Origin of the sequence: Rhodovulum viride, assembly GCF_003265965.1 — a bacterium.
GTDB classification, from domain to species: domain Bacteria; phylum Pseudomonadota; class Alphaproteobacteria; order Rhodobacterales; family Rhodobacteraceae; genus Rhodovulum; species Rhodovulum kholense.
On sequence record NZ_MUAV01000009.1, the window covers coordinates 18850 to 39783 of the forward strand.

Annotated in this window: 19 protein-coding genes; 3 read left to right on the top strand and 16 right to left on the bottom strand. The window is 68.7% G+C overall.

Going from position 1 to position 20934, the window contains the following annotated elements; translation table 11 throughout:
- Positions 1-173 precede the first annotated feature (173 nt).
- Positions 174-1436: a beta-ketoacyl-ACP synthase II gene (gene fabF / locus BYZ73_RS09295; protein ID WP_112315746.1), complete on the top strand. Its 1263-nt coding sequence runs from the start codon at positions 174-176 to the stop codon at positions 1434-1436.
- A complete protein-coding gene (mltG, locus tag BYZ73_RS09300) occupies positions 1436-2590 on the top strand; it encodes an endolytic transglycosylase MltG (RefSeq protein WP_112315747.1) in 1155 nt (384 codons plus the stop codon). Before fabF ends, mltG begins: the two co-directional genes overlap by 1 nt.
- A gap of 64 nt (positions 2591-2654) precedes the next feature.
- Here mltG and recN read toward each other — a convergent pair whose 3' ends face one another.
- The 15 genes from recN to BYZ73_RS09375 all read right to left on the bottom strand — a co-directional run bounded on the left by recN (position 2655) and on the right by BYZ73_RS09375 (position 18709).
- The gene (gene recN, locus BYZ73_RS09305; RefSeq protein WP_112315748.1) at positions 2655-4307 is read right to left on the bottom strand and encodes a DNA repair protein RecN; all 1653 of its coding nucleotides are present in this window, start codon (positions 4305-4307) and stop codon (positions 2655-2657) included.
- Between the two features lie 22 nt (positions 4308-4329).
- Complete coding sequence (locus BYZ73_RS09310; protein WP_112315749.1) at positions 4330-5175, bottom strand: outer membrane protein assembly factor BamD; 846 nt, start codon at positions 5173-5175, stop codon at positions 4330-4332.
- A 128-nt stretch (positions 5176-5303) separates the two neighbouring features.
- On the bottom strand, positions 5304-6221 hold the full coding sequence (gene lpxC, locus BYZ73_RS09315) for a UDP-3-O-acyl-N-acetylglucosamine deacetylase (RefSeq protein WP_112315750.1): 918 nt from the start codon (positions 6219-6221) through the stop codon (positions 5304-5306).
- 316 nt (positions 6222-6537) lie between these two features.
- Positions 6538-8154 (bottom strand): cell division protein FtsZ, encoded by a 1617-nt coding sequence (gene ftsZ, locus BYZ73_RS09320; protein WP_108027802.1) that lies wholly within the window; start codon positions 8152-8154, stop codon positions 6538-6540.
- Positions 8155-8330: 176 nt separating this feature from the next.
- Complete coding sequence (gene ftsA / locus BYZ73_RS09325; RefSeq protein WP_108027801.1) at positions 8331-9665, bottom strand: cell division protein FtsA; 1335 nt, start codon at positions 9663-9665, stop codon at positions 8331-8333.
- Entirely contained in the window at positions 9665-10543 is an 879-nt protein-coding gene (locus tag BYZ73_RS09330) for a cell division protein FtsQ/DivIB (RefSeq protein WP_108027800.1), read from the bottom strand. The genes ftsA and BYZ73_RS09330 overlap by 1 nt, the downstream gene beginning before the upstream one ends.
- The gene (locus BYZ73_RS09335) at positions 10531-11409 is read right to left on the bottom strand and encodes a D-alanine--D-alanine ligase (protein ID WP_245943107.1); all 879 of its coding nucleotides are present in this window, start codon (positions 11407-11409) and stop codon (positions 10531-10533) included. The genes BYZ73_RS09330 and BYZ73_RS09335 overlap by 13 nt, the downstream gene beginning before the upstream one ends.
- An 87-nt stretch (positions 11410-11496) precedes the next feature.
- Positions 11497-12429 (bottom strand): UDP-N-acetylmuramate dehydrogenase, encoded by a 933-nt coding sequence (gene murB, locus BYZ73_RS09340; protein ID WP_112315752.1) that lies wholly within the window; start codon positions 12427-12429, stop codon positions 11497-11499.
- Entirely contained in the window at positions 12426-12710 is a 285-nt protein-coding gene (locus tag BYZ73_RS09345; RefSeq protein WP_112315753.1) for a hypothetical protein, read from the bottom strand. Before BYZ73_RS09345 ends, murB begins: the two co-directional genes overlap by 4 nt.
- Entirely contained in the window at positions 12707-12964 is a 258-nt protein-coding gene (locus tag BYZ73_RS09350; protein ID WP_108027796.1) for a DUF2484 family protein, read from the bottom strand. Before BYZ73_RS09350 ends, BYZ73_RS09345 begins: the two co-directional genes overlap by 4 nt.
- Positions 12965-13139: 175 nt before the next feature.
- On the bottom strand, positions 13140-13427 hold the full coding sequence (locus tag BYZ73_RS09355) for a hypothetical protein (protein ID WP_108027795.1): 288 nt from the start codon (positions 13425-13427) through the stop codon (positions 13140-13142).
- Positions 13424-14842, bottom strand: a complete 1419-nt coding sequence (gene murC, locus BYZ73_RS09360; RefSeq protein ID WP_112315754.1) for a UDP-N-acetylmuramate--L-alanine ligase — start codon at positions 14840-14842, stop codon at positions 13424-13426. The genes BYZ73_RS09355 and murC overlap by 4 nt, the downstream gene beginning before the upstream one ends.
- Entirely contained in the window at positions 14842-15936 is a 1095-nt protein-coding gene (locus BYZ73_RS09365; protein WP_112315755.1) for a UDP-N-acetylglucosamine--N-acetylmuramyl-(pentapeptide) pyrophosphoryl-undecaprenol N-acetylglucosamine transferase, read from the bottom strand. The genes murC and BYZ73_RS09365 overlap by 1 nt, the downstream gene beginning before the upstream one ends.
- Complete coding sequence (locus tag BYZ73_RS09370; protein WP_112315756.1) at positions 15933-17102, bottom strand: peptidoglycan glycosyltransferase FtsW; 1170 nt, start codon at positions 17100-17102, stop codon at positions 15933-15935. Before BYZ73_RS09370 ends, BYZ73_RS09365 begins: the two co-directional genes overlap by 4 nt.
- Positions 17103-17335: 233 nt before the next feature.
- Positions 17336-18709 carry an FAD-binding oxidoreductase gene (locus BYZ73_RS09375; protein WP_112315757.1) on the bottom strand — a complete coding sequence of 458 codons (1374 nt, stop codon included), beginning with the start codon at positions 18707-18709 and terminating at the stop codon, positions 17336-17338.
- 168 nt (positions 18710-18877) lie between these two features.
- On the opposite strand from BYZ73_RS09375, the gene BYZ73_RS09380 reads away from it, so the two are divergent.
- Entirely contained in the window at positions 18878-20497 is a 1620-nt protein-coding gene (locus BYZ73_RS09380) for a chloride channel protein (protein ID WP_112315758.1), read from the top strand.
- 28 nt (positions 20498-20525) lie between these two features.
- Here the strand turns inward: BYZ73_RS09380 and BYZ73_RS09385 are convergent, their stop codons facing one another.
- Positions 20526-20867, bottom strand: coding sequence for a DUF427 domain-containing protein (locus BYZ73_RS09385; protein ID WP_075786538.1), 342 nt, complete (start codon positions 20865-20867; stop codon positions 20526-20528).
- Positions 20868-20934 lie beyond the last annotated feature (67 nt).

Here is a 20934-nt window from a genome sequence, read left to right on the forward strand (position 1 = left end):
TGTCGGCGAGCAGAGCGAAGTATTGCGGCAATCCGTTGACGAATGTTTGCCATCGCCGCGGTGGCTTGCCGAAAACGCCGCTGGGACAGCCGCTCCCTTGCCCATCGCGCCCAAACCGCTGTATCAGATCGCCGGAATGGGCCTGGGCCGGGGCCAAGAGCGAGGAGAGGCATATGCGTCGTGTGGTTGTCACCGGGCTGGGGATGGTGTCCCCGCTGGCCTGTGGGGTTGAGGAAACCTGGAAGCGCCTGCTGGCGGGACAGTCGGGCATCGGTCCGATCACCCGCTTCGATGCAAGCCGTGTGGTCACGACCTATGCCGCCGAGATCCCGTTCGGCGACGGCTCCGACGGGACCTTCAACCCGGATGACTGGATGGAGCCGAAAGAGCGCCGGAAGGTCGACGATTTCATCCTCTACGCGATGGCGGCGGCGACCCAGGCGGTGGCCGATTCCTGCTGGGTGCCCGAGACCGAGGCCGAGCGCGAGCGCACCGGCGTGATGATCGGCTCGGGCATCGGCGGGCTGAATGCCATCGCCGATACCGCGGTGCTGATCCAGCAGAAGGGGCCGCGCCGGGTGTCGCCCTTCTTCATTCCCTCGGCACTGATCAACCTCGCCTCGGGTCAGGTCTCGATCCGCTTCGGCTTCAAGGGGCCGAACCATGCGGTGGTGACCGCCTGCTCGACCGGGGCGCATGCCATCGGCGATGCGGCGCGGCTGATCCAGTGGGGCGATGCCGACGTGATGGTGGCGGGCGGCACCGAAAGCCCGATCTCCGAGATCGGGATCGCGGGCTTCAACGCCTGCAAGGCGCTGTCGACCAAGCGCGCCGATGCGCCCGAGACCGCCTCGCGGCCCTGGGATGCCGCGCGCGACGGCTTCGTGATGGGCGAGGGCGCGGGCGTCGTGATCCTCGAGGAGCTGGAACACGCCAAGGCCCGCGGCGCGAAGATCTATGCCGAGGTGCTGGGATACGGGCTGTCGGGCGACGCCTATCACATCACGGCGCCGGCCGAGGATGGCGATGGCGGCTTCCGCTCGATGCAGGCGGCCCTGAAGCGCGCGGGCTTGGCCCCGTCCGATATCGACTACATCAACGCCCATGGCACCTCGACCATGGCCGACACCATCGAGCTGGGCGCGGTCGAGCGGCTGCTGGGCGAGGCTGCGGAACGCACCACCATGTCCTCGACCAAATCCTCGATCGGCCACCTTCTGGGGGCTGCGGGGGCGGTCGAGGCCATCTTCTGCATCCTCGCGCTGCGCGACCAGGTGGCGCCGCCCACGCTGAACCTCGACACGCCGCCCGAGGGGGCGCGGATCGACCTCGCGCCCAAGGCGGCGGTCCGGCGCGAGATCGGCGTCGCGCTGTCGAATTCCTTCGGCTTCGGCGGCACGAATGCGTCGCTCGTGATGGGCCGCGGGGACCGCTGATGTGGAAGGCTGTCGCCTCGAACGCGCTGACGCTGTTCATCGTGGTGCTGCTGCTGGCGGGCGGCCTGGTGATCTGGGCCAAGCAGAAATATGCCGCGCCGGGACCGCTTGAGACCGCGATCTGCCTGCGGGTCGAGCCGGGCTCGACCATGGCCGGGGTGTCGCGCGATCTGGGCGGCGAGGGGGCCGTCAGCCATCCGCTGATCTTCCGGCTCGGGGCGCGCTATGCGGGCAAGGATGCCGAATTGAAGGCGGGCAGCTTCCTGCTGCCGGCCCAGTCCTCGATGGAAGAGATCGTCGATCTGGTGACCCGCGCGGGCCGCTCGACCTGCGGCACGGATGTCAATTTCCGGATCGGCATCGCCAGCGCCGAGCTGCAGGTCCGGACGCTTGATCCGGCGACCGGGCGCTATGAGGAGGTGCTGGCCTTCGACCCCCGGGCGGGCGAGGTGCCCGAGGGCTATGACGCGCTGATGGCCGAACCCGATCTGCGCTACCGGGTGACGCTGGCCGAGGGCGTGACCAGTTGGCAGGTGGTCGAGGAACTGAAACAGGCGGCGTTTCTCAAGGGCGAGATTGCCGAGGTTCCGGCAGAGGGCAGCCTTGCCCCGGACAGCTACGAAGTGACGCCCGGGATGGACCGGGGGACCCTTCTGGCCGAGATGGCGGAGCGGCAAAGCGCGCTTCTGGACCGGCTCTGGGAGACGCGCGCCGAGGGGCTGCCGCTGGCCAGCAAGGAAGAGGCGCTGGTTCTGGCCTCGATCGTCGAGAAGGAGACCGGCGTGCCGGACGAGCGCCGCCGGGTCGCGAGTGTCTTCGTGAACCGGCTGGAACGGGGCATCCGGTTGCAGACCGATCCGACCGTGATCTACGGGCTGACGGACGGCAAGGCCCCGCTCGGCCGCGGCATCCGGCAAAGCGAACTGGCGCGGCAGACACCTTACAATACCTATCTGATCGACGGCCTGCCGCCGACGCCCATCGCCAATCCGGGCCGCGCCTCGATCGAGGCCACTCTGAACCCTGAAACCACGGACTATCTCTATTTCGTGGCCGACGGGACGGGCGGCCATGCCTTCGCCCAGACCCTCGACGAGCATAATCGCAACGTCGCGCGCTGGCGCAAGATCGAGGCCGGGCAGGGCGGTAACTGACCGCCCGCGCGCCCCGGCCCCGATTTTTCGCAGAAAAATCGCGCCTGGCCCGGGCCTTTGACTCTCAAGAGGACAGAAGCGCCCGCGCCGCGGCCCGCGCCGCATCGGTCACGGTGTCGCCCGACATCATCCGGGCGATTTCATCGACCCGCGCCGCGGCATCGAGGGGCGTCACGGTCGACAGCGTCACGTCCCCCTCGACACGCTTTTCCACACGCCAGTGATGATCGCCTTGCGCGGCGACCTGGGGCGAATGGGTCACGACCAGCACCTGGGCCGAGCCCGCCAGGGCTGCCAGCCTCCGGCCAACCGCATCGGCCGTGGCCCCGCCGACACCGCGGTCGATCTCGTCGAAGATAAGCGTCAGCGAGCTTGCCCCCCGCACGAGGCAGACCTTCAGCGCCAGCAGGAACCGGGACAGCTCGCCCCCGGACGCGATCCGGTTCAGCGGCCCCGCGGGCGCGCCCGGATTGGTCGCCACGGTGAAGGCCACCGCATCGCGACCCTCCGGGCCGGGCTCGGCCTCGGCGATCCCGGTCGAAAAGATGGCCCGTTCCATCTTCAGCGGCGCAAGTTCGCCCGCCATCGCCGCGTCGAGCCGGACTGCCGCCGCGCGGCGGGCCTCGCTCAGCGCCGCCGCCGCCGTGTCAAAGGCCGCCCGCGCGGTCTCTGCCGCCCGCCGCAGCCCGGCCAGATCGCCCTCGCCGGCATCGAGCGCCGTCAACCGGGTCTGAAGGTCCTCGGCCAGACGGCCCAGATCGTCGGGCAGAACGCCATGCTTGCGCGCCAGCGCCCGGATCGCGAAAAGCCGCTCTTCCGTCGTTTCCAGCGCGCCCGGATCGAAATCGAGCGCCTCGAGGCAGTCCTCCACCCCCTGCACCGCCTCGCCCAGCTCGATCAGCGCGCGCGAGAGCGCGGCCAGCGGCGCCTCGAGCAGTCCTTCGGCCCGGTCCGCCGCACCCTCGAGCCAGCGCAGCGCGTCGCCCATCCGCCCCTCGGCGCCCTCGCCGGTGCCGAGGGCGGCATGGGCGCGGGCGATATCCTCGCGGATGCGCTCGGCCGCCTGCATGGTGCGGCGGCGGGCGTCGAGTTCGGCCTCTTCGCCGGGCTCTGGCGCCAAAGCAGTCATCTCGGCGACCGCGTGGCGCAGGAAATCCTCTTCGGCGCGGAGCGCGGCCAGCTGCGCTTCGGCCTCGGCGACCGCGCGGTCGGCACGGGAGCGGGCGCGCCAGGCGGCCCGCACGGCGTCAAGCTGGGCGTCGAGCCCGCCGAAGGCATCCAGCAGCTGACGGTGGCCGCGCGGATTGAGAAGCCCGCGGTCATCCTGCTGGCCGTGCAATTCCACAAGCGTGTCCGACAGTGCCCGCAGAACCTCGCCCGAGACCCGTCGGTCGTTGACCCAGGCGGTCTTGCGGCCTTCGGCGCTGTTGACCCGGCGCAGGATCAGTTCGTCCCCGGCCTCGAGCCCGGCCTCGGCCAGCACCTCGCGGGCCGGGTGTCCGGCGGGCAGCTCGAACACCGCCACCACCTCGCCCTGGGCGGCGCCGGTGCGCACCAGATCGGCGCGGCCGCGCCAGCCCAGGACGAAGCCCAGGGAATCGAGAAGGATCGACTTGCCAGCGCCGGTCTCGCCGGTCAGCACGTTCAGCCCCGGCCGGAACGCAAGCTCCAGCCGGTCGATGATCAGCATGTCCCGGATGTCGAGACTGCGCAGCATCACCCCAGGTCCCGCGCTCGGATCAGAGCCACTCGCCCTTGATCATCTGCCGGTAGATCGTGCTGAGCCAGCCGTCGCCCTTGGCCTCGGGTTCCAGACCCTTGGCCTGCAGCAGCTTGTAGCCGTCCGCGTACCAGTCGGTGCTCTGGAAGTTGTGACCGAGGATCGCGCCGGCCGTCTGCGCCTCGCTGTCGAGCCCCAGCGCCAGATAGGCCTCGATCAGCCGGTACAGCGCCTCGGCGGTGTGGGTGGTGGTCTGGAAGTCCTCGACCACGACCCGGAACCGGTTGACCGCCGCCGCATAGTTCTTTCTTTTCAGATAGAACCGGCCGACTTCCATCTCTTTCGCCGCCAGATGGTTGAAGGCGAGGTCGAACTTGAGGATCGCGGACTGGGCATATTCGCTGTCCGGATAGCGCTCGATCACGGTCCGAAGCGCCTGCAGCGCCTGGAAGGTCAGGCCCTGGTCGCGACCCACGAGGTCGATCTGGTCATAATAGCTCAGCGCCAGCAGATACTGGGCATAGGCCGCATCCTCGTCGGCCGGATAGAAGTCGATATAGCGCTGCGCCGAGGCGCGGGCGTTCTCGTAATCCTTGGCCTGATGATAGGTATAGGCCTGCATGATGAGAGCGCGCTTGGCCCATTCGGAATAGGGATAAAGCCGTTCGACCTCGCCATAAAGACGCGCGGCCTCCTCGAGGTCGCGATCCTTCTCCAGCTTGGTCTCGGCCATCTGGTAGATCGCGGGGGCGTCGTAGGATTCGAGCGGCGGCGGCTTGCGCGACCCGATCGGGTCGCAGGCCGCCGTGAGCGAAAGCACCAAGATTGCCGCTACCGCTCCGATGCGCCTGCTGCCTGTCGCCATCTGCCCGTTACCCCGTCCTCAAACGCTGCCCGCGACCGGTGCTTGATGCGCACTCCTTCCGGGCCTTGGGGCTGTCCTAGCACAGAAAAATCCGGTGCAAAACGCCTTTGGCGCGGAAACTGCAGCGCTCAGGCAACGGCCTTCAGATCGGCGGAATTGACGCCGAAGCCGGGCAGGACCGCGCCCTGGTCGGGCGAACAGGTTTCCAGCCGGAACGCCCCGGGCTGCGAAAAAAGCGCGCGCAGCAGACGGTTGGTCAGCGCATGCCCGGCGCGTTCGCCGCGATAACGCCCCAGGATCGGGGCGCCGGCGAGCGCCAGATCGCCCAGCGCATCCAGCATCTTGTGGCGCACGGGTTCGTCGCGGTGACGCAGCCCGCCGGGGCTCAGGACCTTGTCGCCATCGAACACGACGGCATTGTCGAAGGTGCCGCCCAGCGCCAGACCGGCCGCGCGCATCGCCTCGACATCGGCGTTGCGGCAGAACGTGCGGCTGTCGCACAGCTCGCGCACGAAGGCGCCATTGGCCATGTTCAGCCGCCGGGCCTGATGGCCGATTGCGGTATCGGCGAAGGTGATCTCGAAGTCGATCTCGAACGTCTCGGCCGGGCCGAGGCTGGCGCGGGCGTCGCCTTCGGACACCTCGACATGTTCGAGGATGCGCAGCACGCGGACAGGGGCCGCGAGGCGGCGCAGGCCGCGCGACAGGATGCCCTGCACGAAGGGCGCGGAGGATCCGTCCATCACCGGCACTTCGGGGCCGTCGATCTCGATCAGCGCGTTATGCACGCCGCAGCCGGCAAGCGCTGCCATCAGGTGTTCGACGGTCATCACCGAGGCCCGGCCATTGGCCAGCTTGGTGCACAGCCGCGACGGCTCGACCGCATCCCAGCGCGCCGGGATCAGCGCATCGGGCCCGTCGATATCGGTGCGGCGGAACCACAATCCGTATTCGGCAGAGGCAGGATGGATCGTCAGGCGCACCGGACGCCCGGTGTGAAGGCCGGTGCCCGTGAAGGTGATCGGGGATTTCAGCGTCGTCTGCATTTCGGACCTGCTCTCGGTTGATCCGGGCTTCGCACGTCCCGGCATCTTGGATGTAGAGGCCCGCCCCGGTCTGCTCAATTCAAACATTGCAACGGTCTGAAACAACGGCCCGGCCTGGTCGGCGAGAACTCGCCTGCCTTGCAGGGGATTGAAATGAAATGGAAAATTCTGCACCCCGGATGGCGTGTTTCAATCTGACGTTGCGTCACTTCCGCACGAACACGCGAGGGGGCGAAACGAAAACGGGGCCGGCGAACCGGCCCCAGTCTCGCAATCTGCAAAGCTGCGCCCATGGCGCCCCCCGGGCGGGCGGCGGTCAGTTCGCCTGACGCCGCAGGAAGGCCGGGATCTCGATCCGTTCCTGATCGGGGTCCAGATCCTCTTCTTCCTGATAGGCCGCCGGCCCGCGGCTATAAAGCGGCGGCTGCTGGCGGTAGGTGTGGGGGCTCCGCTCGGGTTGCTCCGGCGCATGGCCCGACATCCGGTTGATGAGCGACCCGATGCCGAACCGGCCCTTGTCGCCCCGCTGATCGTCCGGCTGCCCGGCCGTCATCGTCGCCTGAACCGGCTGGCGGGCCGGGGTCTTGGCGACGGCCGCGCGCAGGCGGGCCAGCGTCTCGGGGGTCGGCTCGCCCGGAGACCGCGGACGCGGCGCGACGAAGCTTTCGGCTTCGGGCTCCTCGGCCGGCTGGTAGGCGGGCGGGGGCAGATCGGCGCCGCCGCGGGCCGTCTCGACCAGATCCTCGGCGTTCGGCCCGGCATTGGCCGGATCGAAGCTCGAGAAGAGCGAGGGTTCCTCGACCGGCTCCTGAACCACCGGCTCGCGAACGGCGGCAACGGCGGCGGGACGCTGGGCCGGGGCCTGCACATGTGCGGGCTGTGCGGCGGCCGGGGCGTCCTGCACCTCGGCGCGGCGCAGCGGCTCGCGCATCGGGCGGCGGGGCAGCGGAATGTCCTCGGTCCGCGCGGCCGCGTCGATGCCGGTCGCCACGACCGACACGCGCATCCGCCCGTCCATGTCCGGATCGAGGGTCGAGCCGACGATGATGTTGGCATCGGGATCGACCACGTCGCGGATGCGGTTCGCGGCCTCGTCCAGTTCGAACAGCGTCAGGTCGTAGCCGCCGGTGATGTTGATCAGCACGCCCTTGGCGCCGTTGAGGCTGATTTCGTCCAGCAGCGGGTTGGCGATCGCCGCCTCGGCGGCCTGGATCGCGCGATCCTCGCCATCGGCCTCGCCGGTGCCCATCATCGCCTTGCCCATCTCGTCCATCACCGCGCGCACGTCGGCGAAGTCGAGGTTGATCAGGCCCGGACGGACCATCAGGTCGGTCACGCCCTTCACGCCCTGATAAAGCACGTCATCGGCCATCGAGAAGGCCTCGGTGAAGGTGGTCTTCTCGTTGGCCAGCCGGAACAGGTTCTGGTTGGGGATGATGATCAGCGTGTCGACGACCTTTTGCAGGTTCTCGACGCCGTCCTCGGCCTGACGCATCCGCTTGGAGCCCTCGAACTGGAAGGGCTTGGTCACCACGCCGACGGTCAGAACCCCCAGCTCGCGCGCCGCCTGGGCGATGATCGGAGCAGCCCCGGTGCCGGTGCCGCCGCCCATCCCGGCGGTGATGAAGCACATATGCGCGCCCGCCAGATGATCGACGATCTGCTCGATCGATTCCTCGGCCGCAGCCGCGCCCACCGTCGGACGGGCCCCGGCGCCGAGACCCTCGGTCACCTTCACGCCCATCTGGATCCGGGCCTGCGCATTCGATTGCTGAAGCGCCTGGGCATCGGTGTTCGCCACCACGAACTCGACGCCTTCCAGACGCTTCTCGATCATGTTGTTGACGGCGTTGCCCCCGGCGCCACCGACGCCGAACACCGTGATCCGCGGCTTGAGCTCTTCCTGCTCAGGCATGGTGAGGTTTAGTGCCATAGGTTTGGTCCGCCTGCTGTTTTCTTTGTGGCCCGGGGGCCGTTCTACGCAAAATCTAGTCTTATCCTACGCAACTAGTGCGTGATCGTCACGGAAAAAACGCTTTAATACCACAAAATCCATATGCGGCTTGACAGCTGTCCGCGAGATTTTGCCGATCACCCGATATCTTGCGTTCACCAGTTTTCCTTGAACCATCTGACGGCCCTTTTCAGCGATCGGGCCGGATACCGATCCATCGGCATCTCGAAATCCCACCATTCGTCCTGCGGCTGCGCGGCGAAAAGGCACAAGCCCACCAGCGCCGCGAATCCGGGGCCGGTCGCCGATTGCGGCAGCCCGTGCACCCGAAGCGGCCGGCCGAGCCGGACCTGGTTGCCGAGGATTCGCGCGGCCAGTCCGTCAAGTCCCGGGATCTGGCTGCCGCCCCCGGTCAAGACGATCCGCTGGCTCGGCAGATGCTCGAAGCCCGCGGCGTCGAGACGCGCGCGCACCTCTTCGAGGATCTCCTCGACCCGGGGGCGCATGATCCCGATCAGCTCGGCCCGGCTGACCGAGCGGCTGTCGGTCTCGTAATCGCCGCTGTCGCCGCCCAGATCGATCATCTCGCGGTCGTCCATGCCGGTCGCGACCACGCCGCCATAAAGCGTCTTGATCCGCTCGGCGGTCGACAGCGGCACATGCAGCCCCTTCGAAATGTCCGAGGTCACATGTTCGCCGCCCATCCGCACGCTGTCGGCATAGATCATGTGCTTCTTGATGAAGATCGAGATCCCGGTCGCGCCGCCGCCCAGGTCGATGCAGGCCGCGCCCAGTTCCTGTTCGTCCTCGACCAGCGCCGAGATGCCTGCGGCATAGGCCGACGAGGCCAGCCCCGCCGGTTCCAGATCGCAGCGCTTGATGCAATGGACGAGGTTCTGCACCGCGCCGCCATCGACCGTCAGCATATGCATGTCGCAGGCCAGCCGGTGGCCGACCTGGCCGCGCGGATCGACAAGGCCCGAGCGATGGTCCAGCGCGAAATTCACCGGCTGGGCATGCAGCACCTCGCGGTTCGCGCCGATCTCGGGCATGTCGCAGGCGGCCAGCACCCGGGCAACATCCTGTTCGGCGACCGCATCGTCCAGCACCGTGACCTGACCGTCGAGCCCGTAGGAGCGAGGCTCGCCGCCCGAGAAGCAGGCGATCACCTGATCGACCCGGACCTGCGCCATCTTCTGGGCTGCCTGCAGCGCCGTGCGGATCGCGCGTTCGGCCTCGTTCATGCCGTGGATCTCGCCAAAGCGGATCCCGCGCGAGCGGGTGGTGGCGGCACCGATCACCCGGAACCGCGACTGCCCGGCCAGCGCGCCCATCTGCTCGACCCCGCCGCGCGGCGCGATGCCGTCGAAGCGCAGCACCAGACAGGCGACTTTCGAGCTGCCCACGTCGAGGATGGCGATCACGCCCCGGTCCATCGCCAGCTTGCGCATCCGCCGCATCGCCCGCTGCGAGTGATAGAGGTCCGTCATCAATTCACCGCTCCTGCCTGTGTTGTCTGGATTTTCCGGAAGTCTTCGATGGCGGCCGGCGCAAGCCTCAGCGTCGGCCGCGACGGGTTGCGCAGGTCGACCGCGACGATGTCGCGTGCCAGCATGCCCGACACGTCCTCAAGCGCGATCACCCGTTCCAGCGCCGCGACCGCGCCGGTTTCGGGCAGAAGGATGCGCTGGTCGCGGTCCAGAACCACGTCCCAGCGGCGTTCGCCCATGCGCACGAGCCCGCGCACCCGTTCGGAGATCGGTGCGGCGGCGGCGAACAGCGCCATCGCCTCGGGCGCGGCCGTTTCGGCACCATCGCCCGCGATCAGGGGCAGGTCGGCGCGGGATTCGCGGCTGTCGAGCGCGGCAACGCGGCGGCCTTCGGCATCGAGCAGGCTCAGCCCGTCGCGGCTGCGCCAGACCAGCGCCGCCTCGCGCTGCTGGATCTTCATTTCCAGCACGCCGCCGGACCGGATCCGCAGCTCGGCCGATTTCACGGCATCGAGCGCGGTGACCGCCTGCCGCATCGCCTCGAGGTCCAGATCGAAGGACGAGGCGGGCAGGTTCAGCGGCACGGTGGCGCGGATCTCGCGGTCGATCGGCGCCGAGGCGCCCTCGATGACCAGAAGCTTGACCATGAATTCGGGCCGGGTCTCGATGTCCCGGCGGAACTCGGCAAGGCTGTCGCCGATGGCGGCGCGGCGGTCGGCATCGGCCAGCCAGATCGCCGGGATCGCGGCCAGCACCACCAGCGGCAGCCCCTTCAGCACCGCCTTGCGGACGAAGGGCGTCAGCCACAGCCGCTGGGCGCGATAGGCCCATCGCGACGGCGCGGGATCGCGGAACGAGGGCGGGCTCAGCGGTCGCATGAGGCGTCCTCCACCAGCCAGCGGCAGAGCTGGCCGAAGGAAATCCCGCACTGCGCGGCCTGTTCGGGCGCCAGCGAGGTGGGGGTCATCCCGGGTTGGGTATTGGTTTCCAGCAGGACCAGCCCGTCGAGCCCGCGGCTGTCGTCCCAGCGGAAATCGGTCCGGCTGACGCCCCGGCAGCCCAGCGCGTCATGGGCGCGCAGCGCGAAGTCGAGGCAGGCCGCGAAGATCTCGCCGGGCAGATCGGCGGGCACCACATGGCGCGAGCCGCCCTGCGCGTATTTGGCGTGATAGTCATACCAGCCGTCGGTCAGGATGTCGGTCACGGTCAGCGCCCGGTCGCCCATCACCGTGGTCGTCAGCTCGCGGCCCGGCGCATAGGTTTCGACCATGACGATCTCGGGCATCTCGGCGCCAAGCTGGGGCGGGGTGTTGGCGGCCTCATGGACGATATGGATGCCGACCGACGAGCCCTCGTTGTTGGGCTTGACCACATAGGGGGGCGCGATGACATGGCGCGCCGAGACCTCGGCCTTGCAGGCCAGACGGCTTTCGACCACCGGCAGCCCGGCGGAGCGATAGGCCTCTTTCGACCGCTGCTTGTCCATCGCCAGGGCCGAGGCCAGCACGCCCGAATGGGTATAGGGAAGGCGCAGCCATTCCAGCAGGCCCTGGACGCAGCCATCCTCGCCCCAGCGGCCATGCAATGCATTGAAGACGACGTCGGGCGCAGACGCACGAAGCTGCTCGGGCAGGTCCTGCCCGGCATCCACCTCGATCACGTCGAAGCCTTCCCCTCGCAGGGCGATGGCGCATTCGCGCCCGGACGACAGCGACACCTCGCGTTCCGACGAGGGGCCACCCATCAATACCGCCACACGGGGGGCTGTCCTGCTCGACTCGCCCGCCACTGGTGCTGCCTCGTGTTGCGCGGGCCTTTTCGCTCCGCGCGCTTATGGTTCGACCGGGGCCGGTTCGCCGACCCTCAGTACCTCCCATTCTAGCTGTATTCCCGAGGATTGAAAAACCCTTTTTCGGACGTCCTCGCCAAGCCCTTCCAGATCCGCCGCCGTTGCGCCGCCAGTGTTGATCAGGAAATTCGAATGTTTTTCAGATATTTGCGCGCCACCCTTGCGAAGCCCCCTTAAGCCCGCAGCATCGATCAGGCTCCAGGCTTTCAGCTCGTGGGTGTCATCTGCCGCACCGGTCGAGCTGTGGCCCGCGGGGTTGCGGAAGGTCGATCCGGCGGTTCGCTCTTTGGTGGGCTGCGAGGCGTCGCGGCGCGCCAGCTGGTCCGCCATTCGCGCCGCCAGCGCCTCGGGATCGCCCGGGGGCCCGGCCAGCACGGCTTCGGCGATGACCCAGCCCTCGGGCAGGTCGGTCTGGCGGTAGCGGAAGTTCAGGTCTTCGGCCGCCAGCGTCACGATCTCGCCCTGGCGCGTGACCGCGCGGGCCGAGACGAAGACATCTGCGAGATAGCGCCCATAGCAGCCCGCATTCATCCGCACCGCGCCGCCGATGGCGCCCGGAATGGTGCGCAGGAAGCTGAGGTCGACCCCCGCCGCCGCCGCCTGACGCGCCACGAAGGAATCGAGCGCCGCGGCGCCCGCCGTCACTTGTCCGTCCGCGACCGAGATCGCGTTGAAGCCGCGGCCGAGCCGGATCACCACGCCTCTGAGTCCGCCGTCGCGGACGATGAGGTTCGAGCCCACGCCCATCGGAAAGACCGGGATCTCGGGCGGCAAGGCGGCAAGGAAGGCGGCCAGATCCTCGATATCGGCGGGCTGGAACAGCCAATCGGCCGGGCCACCGACGCGCAGCCAGGTCAGGTCGGCCAGGCTCCGGCCGGGGGTGAGCGTGCCGCGCGTCGCGGGCATTGGGGTCATTCGCCGTCTCCGATCCATGCGCCGAGCGCATATAACAGCGCCGACAGCACCGCAACGCCCCCCCAGGGCGCCAGCACCGCGATGGGGGCGAGGCCGCCGCCGCCGCTGGCCTTCTGAAGCTGCAAGCCGCCCCAGATCAGCCAGACGGCGGTGGTGTAAAGACCGAAGAGCACGGTGAACCCGATGGCGCTGCGCTTGAGCCCGTGGCCGAGTGCTGCATAGGCGACGACAGGACCGACGGCCCAACTGGCATAGGCCAGAAGGAGCGTCGGCCCGGTCATTCGCCGGTATGGCTGCGCCTGCGCTTGGTCAGGCTGCGGCCCAGGTAGATCAGCGGCCAGCGCAGGATCGACACCCCCGCCGCCAGGGCGATGAGGCCCCAGACCGGGCCGCTCTGGTAGGTCACGAAGCCCACCAGCGGGATGCCGGTGGCGATCAGGGCATAGGCGCCTGGCCAGTGGAGCTTTTCGGGCAAAAGGCCGACCGCGGTCGCGACCAGCACCCAGAGACAGGCGAGAATCAGCGAGAGGGTCATTTCGGGGCCTTTCGGACCGAGGTGGCGGGACTGTCGGGCCGTGCCCGGTGGCGAGGACTGGCGGGGCGACTGGCGGATGGCGTGCCGCCGGTCGCGCGTGCGGCCAGAGGCGGGGCGGACGGAGGCGGGGCGGACGGGCGGGCCGGGACGGTGTGGCCCCTGACCCTGCGCGCGATCATTCTGCGCCGCCTTCGGACCGGTTGTCGCCCGAGAGTGCCCCGAGCGCGCCGCCGATGCCCGCGGGCAGGTCGATCAGCAACGTGGCGGATTCGCGGAACGGCCCGGCCAAGGCGGCCTCGGGGCCGAAGAGATCGCCGGTCGGAACCAGCGACACCGCGACCACCGCCGCGGTCAGCAGGACCGCCGCGGTGATCGAGGGCGAGGTGCGCCTCAGCGCCCGCAGGCCCAGCACGCCCGCCACCAGCGCCGCGCCGCAGATTGCTATGACCAGATAGGGAATCATGCCGCTCCGTCCGCTCCCTTATCCCTCAGCCGCACGGGCAGGTTGTTGGCCCAGGCGCTGATCGTGCCCGCACCGAGGCAGACCACCATGTCGCCCGGCCCGGCCTGCTCGCGCACCAGCCGTTCAAGATCGTCTTCGCAAAGGATGGCCCGGGCATGGCGATGGCCGTGCCGGATCAGCCCGGCGACCAGATCGTCGCGGGTCGCGCCCGGGATCGGGTCTTCGCCCGCGCCATAGACTTCGGCAATGCCCACCACATCGGCCTCGTTGAAACAGGTGCAGAAATCGTCGAACAGCGAATGCAGCCGCGTGTAGCGGTGCGGTTGATGTACGGCGATGACGCGCCCTTCCGTCGCTTGCCGCGCGGCTTTCAGCACGGCGGCGATTTCCACCGGGTGGTGGCCGTAATCGTCGATGATGGCGATCCCGTTGGCCTCGCCCACCTTGGTAAAGCGCCGGTTGACCCCGCCGAAGGCCGCCAAAGCGCCTCGGATCTCGTCGGCCTTCAGCCCCAGATGGCGGGCGACCGCCACCGCGCCGAGCGCGTTCGAGACGTTGTGATCGCCGGGCATCGGCAGCGTGCAGCCCTCGATCAGCATGTCTTCGGTCTGCAGCGCGATGTCGAATTCGGCCTGGCCCGCGCGATAGCGCAGGTTCACCGCGCGCACATCGGCCTGGGCGTTGAAGCCGAAGGTCACCACCTTGCGGTCGGTCACCCGGCCGACCAACGCCTGCACCTCGGGATGATCGGTGCAGCAGACCGCGAGCCCGTAGAAGGGAATGTTCGACACGAAGTCGTAAAAGCCCTGCCGCAGCGCCTCGAAACTGCCCCAGTGCTCCATGTGTTCGGGGTCGATATTGGTCACGACCGCGATGGTCGCGGGCAGCCGGTTGAAGGTGCCGTCGGATTCGTCGGCCTCGACCACCATCCATTCGCCCGCACCCATCCGGGCGTTCGAGCCATAGGCATGGATGATGCCGCCGTTGATGACGGTCGGATCGAGCCCGCCCGCATCGAGAAGCGTCGCCACCATCGTCGTCGTGGTGGTCTTGCCATGGGTGCCCGCGATCGCGACGTTCGATTTCAGCCGCATCAGCTCGGCCAGCATCTCGGCCCGGCGCACGATGGGCAGGCCGCGCCGCCGCGCCGCGTCAAGCTCGGGGTTGCCGGGCTTGATGGCCGAGGAAATCACCACGACCTCGGCGTTTTCCAGGTTTTCCTCGCGCTGGCCCTCGAAGACGGTCGCGCCAAGGCCCGCCAGCCGGTCGGTGATCTTGCTCGATTTCAGGTCCGAGCCCTGCACCCGGTAGCCGAGGTTCAACAGGACCTCGGCAATGCCTGACATGCCGATGCCTCCGATCCCGACGAAATGGATCGGCCCCACATCGGTCGGCAGCTTTGTCGCCGCGTTCATCATTTTCCTTCTCCGCCCAGTGCCTCGACGATCTCGGCCAGCCCGTCGACGGCATCGGGTTTGCCGCAGCGCATCGCCGCCACGGCCATCTGCATCGCCCCCTTGGGCTGGCCCAGAACCGTGGCGATCTGGTCTGAAAGCGCGGCCGGGTCAAGGGCGGATTCGGGGATCAGGATCGCGGCCCCCGCCGCGACCAGGCCCCGCGCATTGGCGGTCTGGTGATCGCCCGCGGCATGCGGGTAGGGGATCAGGATCGCGGGCCGCCCGATGGCGGCTATATCGGCCACCGACGACGCGCCCGAGCGGCTGATCACCAGCTGCGCCTCGGCCAGCCGGGCGGGAATGTCGTCGAAAAAGGGCCGGACCTCGGCCGTGACGCCCGCGGCGTCATAGGCCGCGACCACGCGGTCCAGATCCTCCTCGCGGGCCTGATGCGATACCCTCAGATAGCCGCGCATCTCGGCGGGCAGGGCCGCGATGGCTGCGGGCACGCTGTCCGACAGCGCCCGTGCGCCCTGGCTGCCGCCGATGGCGACGAGGCTCATCGGATAGTCGCCGGGCGGGATATAGGGCGCGCCCGCGCGTTCGCGCACGGCGGCCCGGATCGGGTTGCCGGTATGAAAGGCCTCGACCCCCTCGGGCAGCTCGGTTGGCCAGACCCCGCAGGCGACCGCATGGACCTTGGGCGCGAACAGCCGGTTGACCTTGCCCAGCACGCCGTTCTGTTCATGGATCATCCGAGGCCGCTTGAGCAGCGTCGCAGCCGTCAGGGCCGGGAAGGAGGGATAGCCGCCGAAGCCCGCGACGACGGCCGGCTTGTCCCGCAGCATCCGCCACAGCATCGCGGCGACGCCAGCGCCCAGCCGAATGGGCGAGGCCGCGCGTGCCACAAGACCGCCCCGGTCTGGGCTGTCGGCGGCGATGGTTTCGATCTCGACCGCGTCGGGAAAGCCGCCCGCATAGCGCGCGCCGCGCGCATCGGTCGACAGCTTCACCCGCCAGCCGCGCGCCAGCATCGTCTCGGCCAGGGCCTGGGCCGGGAACATGTGCCCGCCGGTGCCCCCGGCGGCGATGACCAGAAGCGGGGCGCTCATTCGCGGGTCCTCCGGCGCAGAAGGTCGGTGATCTCACCCTGGGGCCGGTTGCGGGTCAGGGCCAGCAGCATGCCGACCATGATACCGCCCGCGATCAGCGACGAGCCGCCATAGCTGACGAAGGGCAGGGTCATGCCCTTGGCGGGCAACAACTTGACGGCGACGCCCATGTTGATCAGCGCCTGCACGCCGAAGGTGCAGGCAAGCCCGGTGCCCGCGATCCGGATGAAGGGATCGCGCTCTTTCAGCAGCCGGAAGAGCGACCGGATCACGATGGCGCAGTAGAGCGTGATGATGACCGCGACCAGCACGAGGCCGTATTCCTCGGCCGCGACCGCGATGATGAAATCGGTATGCGCATCGGGCAGCGACCACTTGACCTGGCCCTCGCCCACGCCGACCCCGAAGAAGCCGCCCTCGCGGATCGCGTTGGTGGCATAGCCAAGCTGGGTGCGCGGGTCGATTTCGGGGTTCAGGAAGCCGTCGATCCGGCGCGCGAAGTGGTCCGAATTCTCATAGGCGATGGTGCCCGCGAAGACGACGCCGCCGGCCACCGCCACCAGGATCATGAAAGGGGCGCCCGCCACGAAATACATCACCCCCCAGGCAAAGAGGATCAGCGCCGCCTGTCCGAAATCGGGCTGCAGGGCCAGAAAGCTCACGACGACCACGGCCAGCGCCAGCGACATGGTTTTGCCGGGCGGGCCCTCGACCTCCTGCGCCGCGGCCATCAGCCAGGCGGTGAGGATGATGAAGCCGGGCTTGAGGAATTCCGAGGGCTGGACCGAACCGAATCCCAGCGAATACCAGCGCACCGCGCCCTTGCCGAAATCGGTGCCGAAAAGCGGCAGCAGAACCAGCGCCAGCAGCGCTCCGCCGCAGCCGATGACCCCGAGCCGCCGCACCTGTGTCGGCGAGAACATCGAGACGATCAGCATCGTGCACAGCGCGAGCCCGCCATAGACCGCCTGACGTTCCACGTAATAGAAGGGCGGAAAGCCGTTTTTCTCGGCCAGCGGCGGCGAGGCCGCAAGGCCCAGCAGCATGCCCACGCCGAACAGCAGCAGCACGCAGGACATCGCCCACTTGTCTACCGTCCGCCACCAGCGCGGCAGGACGGGTTCACCCGCCCGTATGGGCGCGGTGCCATAGACCATCTCCGTCATGGGCCACTGCCTCGATCAGCCTCTGTCAATGCCCGTTTTCCGGGTCTGAGGCGCAGTGTAGCGGCAAAACCTCATCGGCACCAGTGCGGAAAGGCGGATCGCTGCGTTCCGAAAGGCGTTGCGCGCGGGTCCCCGCCGGCCTTCGGGGCCGATCGCCTCGCTGCGCCGCGCGCCGTGTGACAGGGCGGCCCCGCGCTTTCGGACAGCGGGGGCCGGGCCTCGGTTCCCCTTGGTCAGTTCCCGGGCACCATCTTGCCGGGATTCATCAGCGCAGACGGGTCGAGGGCGCGCTTGATCTCGCCCATCACCTCCCAGGCCTGGCCGTGTTCTTCTTCCATGTAGCCGAGCTTGCCCATGCCGATGCCATGTTCGCCGGTGACCGTGCCGCCCAGACGCAGCGCCCGCTCGACCATGCGGTGGGACAGCGCCTTGGCCTCGGCCAGTTCGGCCTCGTTGCCGGGCTCGACCAGCAGGATCGCGTGGAAGTTGCCGTCGCCCACATGGCCGAGGATCGGCCCGGGGATCGAGGACCGGGCGATGTCGGCGCGGGTCTCTTCCACCGCCTCGGCCAGCCGCGAGATCGGCACGCACATGTCGGTGACCAGCGCGGTCGCGCCGGGGCGCAGCCCCAGACAGGCGTAATAGGCGTTGTGGCGCATGGTCCAGAGGGCTGTGCGGTCCTCGGGACGCGACGACCAGCTGAACCCGTCGCCGCCATTGTCGGCGACGATCTGGCCGAAGCTTTCGGCCTGTTCCGCCACCGCCGAGGCCGACCCGTGGAACTCGATCATTAGATGCGGTTTCTCGGGCATCTCGGCGCCCGCATAGGAATTGAAGGCGGCGGCGGTCGCGGCATCGACGAACTCGATCCGGGCCATCGGGATGCCCAGCTGGATGGTCTGGATCACGGTATCGACGGCCGGGCCGATTTCGTCGAAGGCGCAGACTGCGGCCGAAATCGCCTCGGGCTGACCATGCAGTTTCAGCGTCAGTTCGGTGATGAGCCCCAGCGTGCCTTCCGCGCCCACGAACAGCCCGGTCAGGTCATAGCCCGCCGCCGATTTCCGCGCCCGCGTCCCGGTGCGGATCACCCGCCCGTCCGCCAGCACGACCTCAAGCCCCAGGACGTTCTCGCGCATGGTGCCGTAGCGCACCGCCGTGGTGCCCGAGGCCCGGGTCGAGGCCATGCCGCCCAGCGAGGCATTGGCGCCGGGATCGACCGGGAAGAACAGCCCGGTCGCGCGCAGCTCGCGGTTCAGCTCCTCGCGGGTCAGCCCGGGCTGAACCACCACGTCCATATCCTCGGGATGGACCTTCAGCACCCGGTTCATCCGGCTGAAATCGACCGAAATCCCGCCCTTCAGCGCCAGCGCGTGCCCTTCCAGCGACGTGCCCCGGCCCCAGCCGATCACCGGCACGCCATGCGCGGCGCAGATCCGGACGATCTGCGAGACTTCCTCGGTGCTTTCCGGATAGGCCACCGCATCGGGAGGCAGAAGCGGGAAATAGGTTTCATTGCGCCCGTGCAGGTCCAGATCGGACTTGGAGCGGCTGAAGCGATCGCCTAGCATTTCCCCGAGTTCGGTGAGGGCGTCCGGTTTCGACATCGGGGTACTCCATACGGTTCCAGCGGCGGGCACCCTAGGCGAGAGCGGCGGCCGGGAAAAGCCTCGGCAAATCTACGCGGCCAAAAGAGGCGAAATGCCGGGCAGGACGGGGTGAAAAGGCGGAAATCGACAACTCTCGGTGGCTTTTTCCGCCTGTTGAATGACGCAATGCGTGTGCTGCGCGTCCATGGGCCGACCCAGGTCCAATTCTGGTTCATTGCCGCGGCCATCGGTGTGGCGGCGGGATTCGCGGCGCTTGGCTTTCGTCTGGGGATCGATGCGCTGCAAGGCGCGCTTTACGGCGTCGAGGACCCGCACCGGCTGCACAGCTTTGCCGAGACCGTGCACTGGGCCTGGATCCTGCTGATCCCGGCCTGCGGCGGCCTGGTGGTCGGGCTGGTGCTGCACCGCTTTACCCCCGATGCGCGGGTGCGCTCGGTTGCCGACGTCATCGAGGGCGCCGCGCTGAACGAGGGCCGGGTCGAGGTCAAGGCGGGGATCGCCTCGGCGCTGGCCTCGCTGATCACGCTGTCCTCGGGCGGCTCGACCGGTCGCGAGGGGCCGGTGGTGCATATGGCGGGCGTGGTCGCGACCTGGGTGTCGAACCGGATTCATGCCGACGGCATCACCGGGCGCGACCTTCTGGGCTGCGCCGTCGCGGCCGCCGTCTCGGCCTCGTTCAACGCGCCGATCGCGGGCACGCTCTTCGCGCTCGAGGTCGTCTTGCGGCATTTCGCGGTCCATGCCTTCGCGCCCATCACCGTGGCGGCGGTGGCGGGCACGGTCATCAACCGGCTTGAATTCGGCGGCGTGCCGGAATTCACCCTGCCGCAGGACGACCGGCTGGCCTTTTATGGCGAACTGCCCGCCTTTCTGCTGCTGGGGCTGGTCTGCGGTCTGGTCGCGGTGATCCTGATGCGGTCGATCTTCTGGGCCGAGGGGATCGGCGACGCGGTCCAGCGCAAGACCCGGATGCCGCGCTGGCTGCGACCAGCGGTCTCGGGGCTGGGCCTCGGGGCGATGGCGATCTGGTTTCCGCATATCATCGGCGTCGGGTACGAGACCACCTCGGCCGCGCTGACGGGGACGCTGATCTTTCACGAGGCGGTGGTGTTCTGCCTGCTGAAATGCGTGGCCGTGTCGCTGACCATGGCCGGACGGATGGGCGGCGGCGTGTTCTCGCCCTCGCTGATGGTGGGGGCTTTGACCGGGCTCGCCTTCGGCTATGTCGCGACGGCGGCCTTTCCCAATGTCTCGGGGGCCGAGACGCTTTATGCGCTGGCGGGGATGGGGGCGGTCGCGGCGGCGGTGCTGGGCGCGCCGATCTCGACCACGATGATCGTCTTCGAGATGACCGGCGACTGGCAAACGGGGCTTGCCGTGATGGTGGCGGTGTCGCTGTCGACCGCTTTGGCCAGCCGCCTCGTCAACCGGTCCTTCTTCCTGACCCAGCTGGAACGGCGCGGCAAGCGGCTGGCGGCGGGGCCGCAATCCTATCTGCTGGCGGCCTTCACCGCGGGCGTGCTGATGCGCGCGAAGGACAGCGCCGGCGCGCCGTCAGAGGCGGCCTGCGCGGAACTGATCGGGCAGGGGGTGATGTTCGAGGCGGATGCGACCCTGGTCGAGGCGCTGCCGGTCTTCGAGAAATGGGGCCACGGCTTCGTGCCGGTGGTGGCCCGCCCCGCCGACGGGGGCGAGCCCGCGCTGATGGGCGCGCTTTTCCATGTCGATGCGCTGCGCGCCTATTCGCGGGCGCTGGCGATGACCGCCGCCGAGGAGCATTCCTGAGCGGCAGGTGTCCCTGTGGCGAACGGGCCTAAAGCTGTTCGACCGTCACCTTGTCGGCATAGAAGGCCAGATGCCCCGCGATGCGTTCGAGGCCCGGTTTCGGATCCTCGTAGGACCAGGCCGCGTCCTCGATGTCGTAGCTTTTTGCGCGCAGGGTGAAATAGCTGGCCACGCCCTTGTGCGGGCAGGTGGTCCGGCTGTCCGAGCGGTCGAGGAAGGCCATCGCCACATCCTCGCGCGGGAAGTAGATGACGGGCTTCAGGCTGCCCTCGGACAGTTCCAGTGCGTTCCGGCTTTCGGCGATCACCGCGCCTCCGGCCCGGACCACCCAGGCCCCCTCGGCCTTGTGGATCGTGATATGGTCGGACATGCGTGTTCTCCCTCGGTCCTGTCGGATGCCTCACGGCGGCAGGTTTTGCGCCGCCGTTCTGTCATGC